The 6940-nt window shown below is 74.6% G+C and carries 3 protein-coding genes; all 3 read right to left on the bottom strand.

The annotated features are described in order from the left end of the window. Positions 1-130 precede the first annotated feature (130 nt). Entirely contained in the window at positions 131-4564 is a 4434-nt protein-coding gene (locus tag CBZ_RS12085; RefSeq protein ID WP_130781788.1) for a bifunctional nitrate reductase/sulfite reductase flavoprotein subunit alpha, read from the bottom strand. Positions 4565-4597: 33 nt separating this feature from the next. Next, entirely contained in the window at positions 4598-5986 is a 1389-nt protein-coding gene (locus CBZ_RS12080; RefSeq protein WP_130781787.1) for an MFS transporter, read from the bottom strand. Between the two features lie 195 nt (positions 5987-6181). Next, positions 6182-6940: ATP-binding cassette domain-containing protein (locus CBZ_RS12075; RefSeq protein WP_130781786.1), on the bottom strand; the 759-nt coding region annotated here is incomplete at its 5' end.

The raw sequence follows: 6940 nt of genomic DNA, 5'->3' as shown, positions 1-6940 counted from the left end.
TCCCCGGCACCGCCCAGACCACCACCACCAGCACCCCCTTCACCATCGAAGAACGCCGCGCCCGACTCGTCGACGACCTCTGCACCGACATCCCCCAGCCCACCGACTGCTGAGTGGGCCGGGCGGTGGATCAGTAGACGTCGCGGGCGTAGCGGCGGTCGGTGGAGAGGCGCTTGACGTAGGCCGCCGACTCCTCGGCGTCGAGGCCGCCCTGCACGGAGACGACCTCGCGCAGCGTCGCGTCGACGTCCTTCGCCATGCGGGAGGCGTCGCCGCACACGTACAGGTGCGCGCCTCGCTCGAGCCAGGACCAGAGCTGGGGGCCGTGCTCGCGCATCCGGTCCTGCACGTAGACCTTCGACCGCTGGTCGCGGGAGAAGGCGGTGTCGAGCCGGGTGAGCAGACCGTCGCCGCGCAAGGCGTCGAGCTCGTCGCGGTAGTAGAAGTCCGTCGCGGCGTGCTGCTCGCCGAAGAACAGCCAGTTGTCGCCGGTGTGCCCGAGGGCGCGACGCTCGGCGAGGAAGCCCATGAAGGGCGCGACACCGGTGCCCGGGCCCACCATGACCATCGGGACGGTCGGGTCCTGCGGCGGGTGGAAGTGGGCCGACGGCTGCACGAACGCGGACACGTCGACGTCGGTGCCCGCGTCCGCGAGGAACGACGAGCACACACCCCCGCGGGCCGCGCCCGACGGGCCGTCGTACCGGACGACCGAGACCGTGAGGCGGATGCGGTGCGGGTCGACGAGCGGGCTCGAGGAGATCGAGTACTGGCGCGGCTGCAGGCGGCGCAGCACCGACGCCCACTCCTGCGCGGTCGCGTCGATCCCGAACTCCGCGACGACGTCGACGGCCTGCCGCCCCCACAGCCACTTCGCGAGGTCGTTGCGGTTGTCGGACCGCAGCAGCCGGCGCAGGCGCTCGCTGCCGGACCGGTCGGCGACGAACCGCAGCAGGTCGTTCGACGGTCGGGTGACGTCGAGCTCGTCGCGCAGAGCCGTGCCGAACGGCACCGCCCCGACGCCCTCGACGTCGACGACCGCGTCGGCGTCGAGCCCGGTCGCCGCGAGCCACTCCTCGACGACCGGTGTCGAGTTGACCGGCCGGATCGCCAGCGCGTCGCCCGCGGCGTAGTCGAGCAGCGCGGGGCTGTCCGTCGTGTCGAACCAGAGCTCGCGGACCTCCTTCGCGGAGCCGGCGAGGTTGAGCAGGCGGTTGCCGACGAGGCGCGCGCGGCCCGGGTTCCGGCGGGTGGCCGCGCCCGTGACAGCACCGGTTGCCGCAGTCGTGCCGTCGGCGGCCACGGCGTCATGCGTGGGGTCGGCGACCGGTCGAAAGGTCGGCTCGCTCGCGGAGCCGCCGCCGCTGCGGACGCCGCCGTGATCATCGCCGTCGGGTGTCGACTTCGCGCCCGCCGACGGGCCGTCCTCGACCGCGTCCGCCGCACCGCCCACAGACGGCGTGGCAGCGGCAGGGCCGGTCAGGACGGCGACGACGCAGTCCTCCCACGCCTGGGCCGTCTCGTCGTCGCCGGGCTCGCAGTCGGCGCGGTCGACGATCCGCTCCGCACCGAGCTCGGCGAGCCGCCGGTCGAGGCGACGGCCGTGCCCGCAGAACTGGTCGTAGCTCGAGTCGCCGAGGGCGAGGACGGCGAACCGGGTGCCGTCGAGGCGTTGCGCCTCCGGGTCGGCGAGCGCCTCCCAGAAGTCCGCGCCGTTGTCGGGGGCGTCGCCGTCGCTGAACGTGCTGGTCACGACCACGAGGTCCGCGCGACGCGGGAGGGCGCCGACCGCCTCGTCCATCGCGAGCACCTGCGGCGGGCGGCCCCCGGCGGTCAGGCGGGCGGCGACGCGTGCGGCGAGCTCCTCGGCGTTGCCGGTCTGCGACGCCCAGAGGACGACGAGCGGTCGGGGCGGCGCGACGACCGGGGCGGCGCCAGACGGGCCGGCGGGGTGGCCCGACGCGTGCGGCGCCCGGGAGAACATGCCCGCGAGCAGGCCGTCGACCCAGAGCGCGGCGGTGCCGTCGAGCGGGGCGGTCGCGGGGAGCACGGGCGTGCCCGGCACACCGCCGCCGAGGCCCGCGAGGAACCCGGCGAGGTAGCGACGCTCGTCGTCGCCGAGCACGGGCGGGCCGAAGTCGTCGAGGCCGAGCGCAGCGGCCAGTGCCCGCATGGCGCTGGCACCGTCGGACGCGGGCGTGGTGTCGGGCAGGCCGCCGACCAGCGCGGCCGCGGCGGCGGACCGCGCGTCGTCGCCGAAACCGGCGACCTCCGCGTCGCCGCGCGTCCCGTCGGCCCCGACCACCGTCGTCCCCCCGGGAGCGCGCCCCGCCCCGGCACCGGTCGACGGACGGGACCTCGGCGGGGGCGGCGCGACCAGGGTCAGCGCCACGGCGCACACCTTCAGCTCGGGCTGGAAGGACAGCGGGTCGACGGCGTCGTTGGTGACGGCGTTGACCGACAGGTACTCGCCGAACAGGTCGTTCCAGTGGAACGGCGCGAACAGCGCGCCCGGCTGCACGCGGTCGGTCACGACGGCGGGCAGGACGGCCCGACCTCGCCGCGACGCGACCTCGACGGTCGCCCCGTCGAGGACGCCGAGACGCTCGGCGTCGACCGGGTGCAGCTCGACGAACGGGCCGGGGTTGAGCTTGTTGAGCTTCGCGACCTTCCCGGTCTTGGTCAGGGTGTGCCACTGGTGCTGGACGCGGCCCGTGTTGAGCAGGAACGGGTAGTCATCGTCGGGCATCTCGGCGGCGGGCAGGTGCGGTCGCGGGTGGAAGACGGCACGACCGGACGGGGTCGGGAAGACCAGGCGCGGGCGCGTGCCGTCGTCGCGGACGTGCAGCGGCTGGCTGACGCCGTCGTTGAGGTAGCGCAGGGGGTTGCGGGCGGGGCCGTCGGGCGCGGCGGGCCACTGGACGGGGCCCTCGCGGAGCCGGTCGTAGGTGACGCCGCGCAGGTCGTAGCCGGTGCGGGGGTTCGTCGAGCGGCGGATCTCCTCGAAGACCTCGGCGGAGGACGCGTAGTCGAACCCGGGGAAGCCCATGGCGGTCGCGACGCGCGCGATGAGCTGCCAGTCGGGCAGCGCCTGCCCGGGCGGGTCGAGCGCGCGCCGGGCGAGCGTCATGGTCCGCTCGCTGTTGACCATGACGCCGTCGGCCTCGGACCACATGGCGGCAGGCAGGACCACGTCGGCGTACGCGTTGGTCTCGGTGTCGGCGAAGACGTCCTGCGTGACGACGAGCTCGGCTCGCTCGAGGCCCTCGATGACGGTCCGCCGGTTCGCGACGGACGCGACGGGGTTGGTGCACACGACCCAGCAGGCCTTGATCTCCCCCGCGGCCATGCGCTCGAACATCTCGACGGTGCCGCGCCCGATGCCGTCGGCGCGCAGCGTGCCGGGGGCGAGGTCCCACAGGTCCTCGACGAACGCGCGGTCGGCGGGGTCGAGCACGGACCGCTGGCCGGGCAGGCCGGGTCCCATGTAGCCCATCTCGCGGCCGCCCATCGCGTTGGGCTGGCCGGTCAGGGAGAACGGCCCGCTGCCGCGCCGGCCGAGCGCACCGGTCGCGAGGTGCAGGTTGACCAGGGCGTTCGTGTTCCAGGTGCCGTGCGTCGACTGGTTGAGCCCCATGGTCCAGCACGACACCCAGTTCCCCGCCCCGGCGATGAGCTCGGCGGCGGCGCGCAGGTCGGCCTCGGGGATGCCGGTGGTCTCCGCGACGACGGACGGCGGGTAGTCGGCGAGGAACGCGGGCATCGCGTCCCAGCCCTCGGTGTGCTCGGCGACGAACTCCTCGTCGACCGCGCCGGCCTCGACCAGCAGGTGCAGCAGGCCGTTGAGCAGCGCGATGTCGGTCCCGGCGCGGACCTGCAGGAACAGGTCGGCCTTGTCGGCCGTCGCGGTGCGGCGCGGGTCGACGACGATGAGCTTCGCCCCGGCCTTGACCCGGTCGAGCAGGCGCAGGAACAGGATCGGGTGGCAGTCGGCCATGTTCGCGCCGATGACGAGGAAGACGTCGGCGTGGTCGAGGTCGTCGTACGACCCGGGCGGCCCGTCGGCGCCCAGCGAGAGCTTGTAGCCGGTGCCCGCGCTCGCCATGCAGAGGCGCGAGTTCGACTCGATCTGGTTGGTCCGCAGGTACCCCTTGGCGAGCTTGTTCGACAGGTACTGCGCCTCGATGCTCATCTGCCCGGAGACGTACAGCGCGAGGGCGTCGGGGCCGTGCTCGTCGAGGATCGCGCGCAGCCGGGCCGCGACGGTCGCGATCGCGTCGTCGACGGGGACGGGCGCCGGCTCGGCCCCGCGGTCCGTGCGGACCAGCGCGGTCGTCAGGCGCCCGCCCGCGGCGAGCATGTCGGCGCTCGTCGCGCCCTTGGTGCACAGGCGCCCGCCGTTCGACGGGTGCGACCTGTCGCCGCTCGCCTTGCGGACGGTGCGGCCGGACGAGTCCTCGACGACGTCGAGGAGCACGCCGCAGCCCACACCGCAGTACGAGCACACGGTCGCGACCTGGGTCGTCGACGTGTGCTCGTGCTGCGCGGTCGTGATGGCCGTCACGCTTCTGGTGTCCTCCGGTGCGAGAGGGGGGCGTCAGATGACGGTGGAGCCGAAGGCCGAGCCGCGACGCTGGTACACGGCCCACGTGGTGAGGGCCATGACCGCGTACGTCCCGACGATCACCCACAGTGCCGCCTGGATGTTTCCGGTGAGTGACGTCGAGACGGCGAACCCGCGCGGGACGAGGAACCCGCCGATCGCGCCGACGGCACCCGCGATGCCGATGCAGCCCGCCGCGGCCTTGGCCCGGCGCGCCCTGGCTTCGTCGTCCTTGACCCCGTGGCGGAACACCGCCGGGATCATCCGGTAGACCGACCCGTTGCCCGCGCCGGTCGCGACGAACAGCACGAGGAAGGACACGAAGAACGCCACGAAGTGGTGCGCCCGCAGCGCGAAGATCGCGCCGACGGTGCCCAGGGCCATGACGCCGAACGCGGCGATGGTGACGCGCGCCCCGCCGAGCCGGTCGGCCAGCGTCCCGCCCAGCGGCCGGGAGATCGACCCGACGAGCGCCCCGGCGAACGCGATGGACAGCGTGACCTCGGGGAACTGGGCCTTGAGCAGCGTCGGGAACGCCCCGGAGAACCCGATGAACGAGCCGAAGGTGCCGATGTAGATGAACGAGATGATCCACGTGTGCTTGTCGCGCGTCGCGACGCCGTACGAGCGCGGGTCGGCCTTCGCGTTCGACAGGTTGTCCATGAACCGCCACGCGAGGAACGCCGCGACGAGCGCCAGCGGGATGAACATGAGGCCCGCCCGCTCGAGCTGCACGCCGGCACCCGCGACGATGACGAGCGGGACGGCGAGCTGCACCGCGGCGGTGCCGATGTTGCCGCCCGCGGCGTTGAGCCCGAGCGCCCGGCCCTTCTCCGCCTCCGGGTAGAAGAACGAGATGTTCGCCATCGACGACGCGAAGTTGCCGCCGCCGACGCCCGCGAGCGCGGCGATGCCGAGCAGCGCCTCGAACGGGATCTGCGGGTTCTGCACGGCGAACGCGAGGGCGGTCGTCGGGACGAGCAGCAGGAGCGCGGACACGATGGTCCAGTTGCGGCCGCCGAACAGCGGCACCGCGAACGTGTAGGGGATGCGCAGCGTCGCGCCGACGAGGCTCGGCACGGCGATGAGCCAGAACATCTGGTCGACGCTGAGCGCGAAGCCCGCGGCGGGCAGCTGCGGCACGACGATGCTCCACAGTGCCCAGACGGCGAAGCCGAGGAACTCGGCGAACACCGACAGGCCGAGGTTGCGGGCGGCGACGGCCTTGCCCACGGAGCGCCACTGGGCGCCGTCCTCGGGGTTCCAGCCGTCGATCCAGCGGCCCGGGCGGACGGTGAGCGGGGCTCCGGTCGCGACGGGCGTCGCGAGGGTCGAGGGGGTCGACGCGGTGTCGGCGTCGGGGGTCGCGAGCGGTGTCGCCATGGGGACCTCCGGGACGGACGTGGGGGGTGGCTCGGACGTCGCCGACGCTACGAACGGCATGTTTCGCCCGGCCCACCGGCGACGTTGCGCGGCGGGAACACTTCCCGCACCGCGCCGTCGTGCCCCCTGTGAGGTTTCTCCCGGGGCAACCGTGCGCGGCGCGTCGGCGGAGCGGGCGCCGCGACCGGTCTCAGGTCACCCGCGGGCGCGCAGGCGCTGGGCGTCGTACGGCACCGTGAGGGTCACGGTGGCGCCGACCCGCAGGTCCAGGTCGGGGACGCGTGCGGGCGGGACGTCGGCGAGGACGTCGCCGGTCGTGCGGACGCGGACGCCGGTGGTCCCGGGCTCGAGGTCGACGACCCGGGCCTCCCAGCGTGCGTGCGTCCCGCGCTCCCCCGCACCGGCGTCGGCCGGCACGGGACCGACGGAGACGGCGGGCGGCGGGAAGGTGAGCTGGGCGGGAGCACCGGCCGGGACGCCGCCCGGGCACGGGACGCGCACGCCGTCGGGTGTCACGAGGACCGGTCCTCCGCAGTCGTCGGCCACCGTCCCGACCAGCAGGTTGGTCCCCGCGAGCGCGGCCGTGAACGGGTGGGCGGGGTCGGCGAGGACGTCCGCGGGCCGCCCGCGCTCGACGACCTCGCCGTCGACGAGCACGAGGACCTCGTCGGCGAGCGTGAGCGCGTCGAGGGCGTCGTGCGTGACGAGGACGACGGCTGTGCGCGTGGCGCGCACCTGGCTGCGCAGGACGTCGCGCAGGGCCGCGGCGGTCCTGACGTCGAGCTGGGCGAGCGGCTCGTCGAGCAGCAGCGCGGCGGGGTGGGCGGCGAGCGCGCGGGCGAGGGCGACGCGCTGACGCTGGCCGCCGGACAGCGCCGAGGGCCGCCGGTCGCCGAGGCCGTCGAGCCCGACCCGGTCGAGCCAGGCGTCGGCGTCGGCGCGGGCGGCGCGGGT

The sequence above is a fragment of the Cellulomonas biazotea genome (assembly GCF_004306155.1).
In the GTDB taxonomy this organism is placed as follows: domain Bacteria; phylum Actinomycetota; class Actinomycetes; order Actinomycetales; family Cellulomonadaceae; genus Cellulomonas; species Cellulomonas biazotea.
The sequence above is the reverse complement of the archived record's forward strand: the minus strand, read 5'-3'. Positions and strand labels throughout refer to the sequence as shown.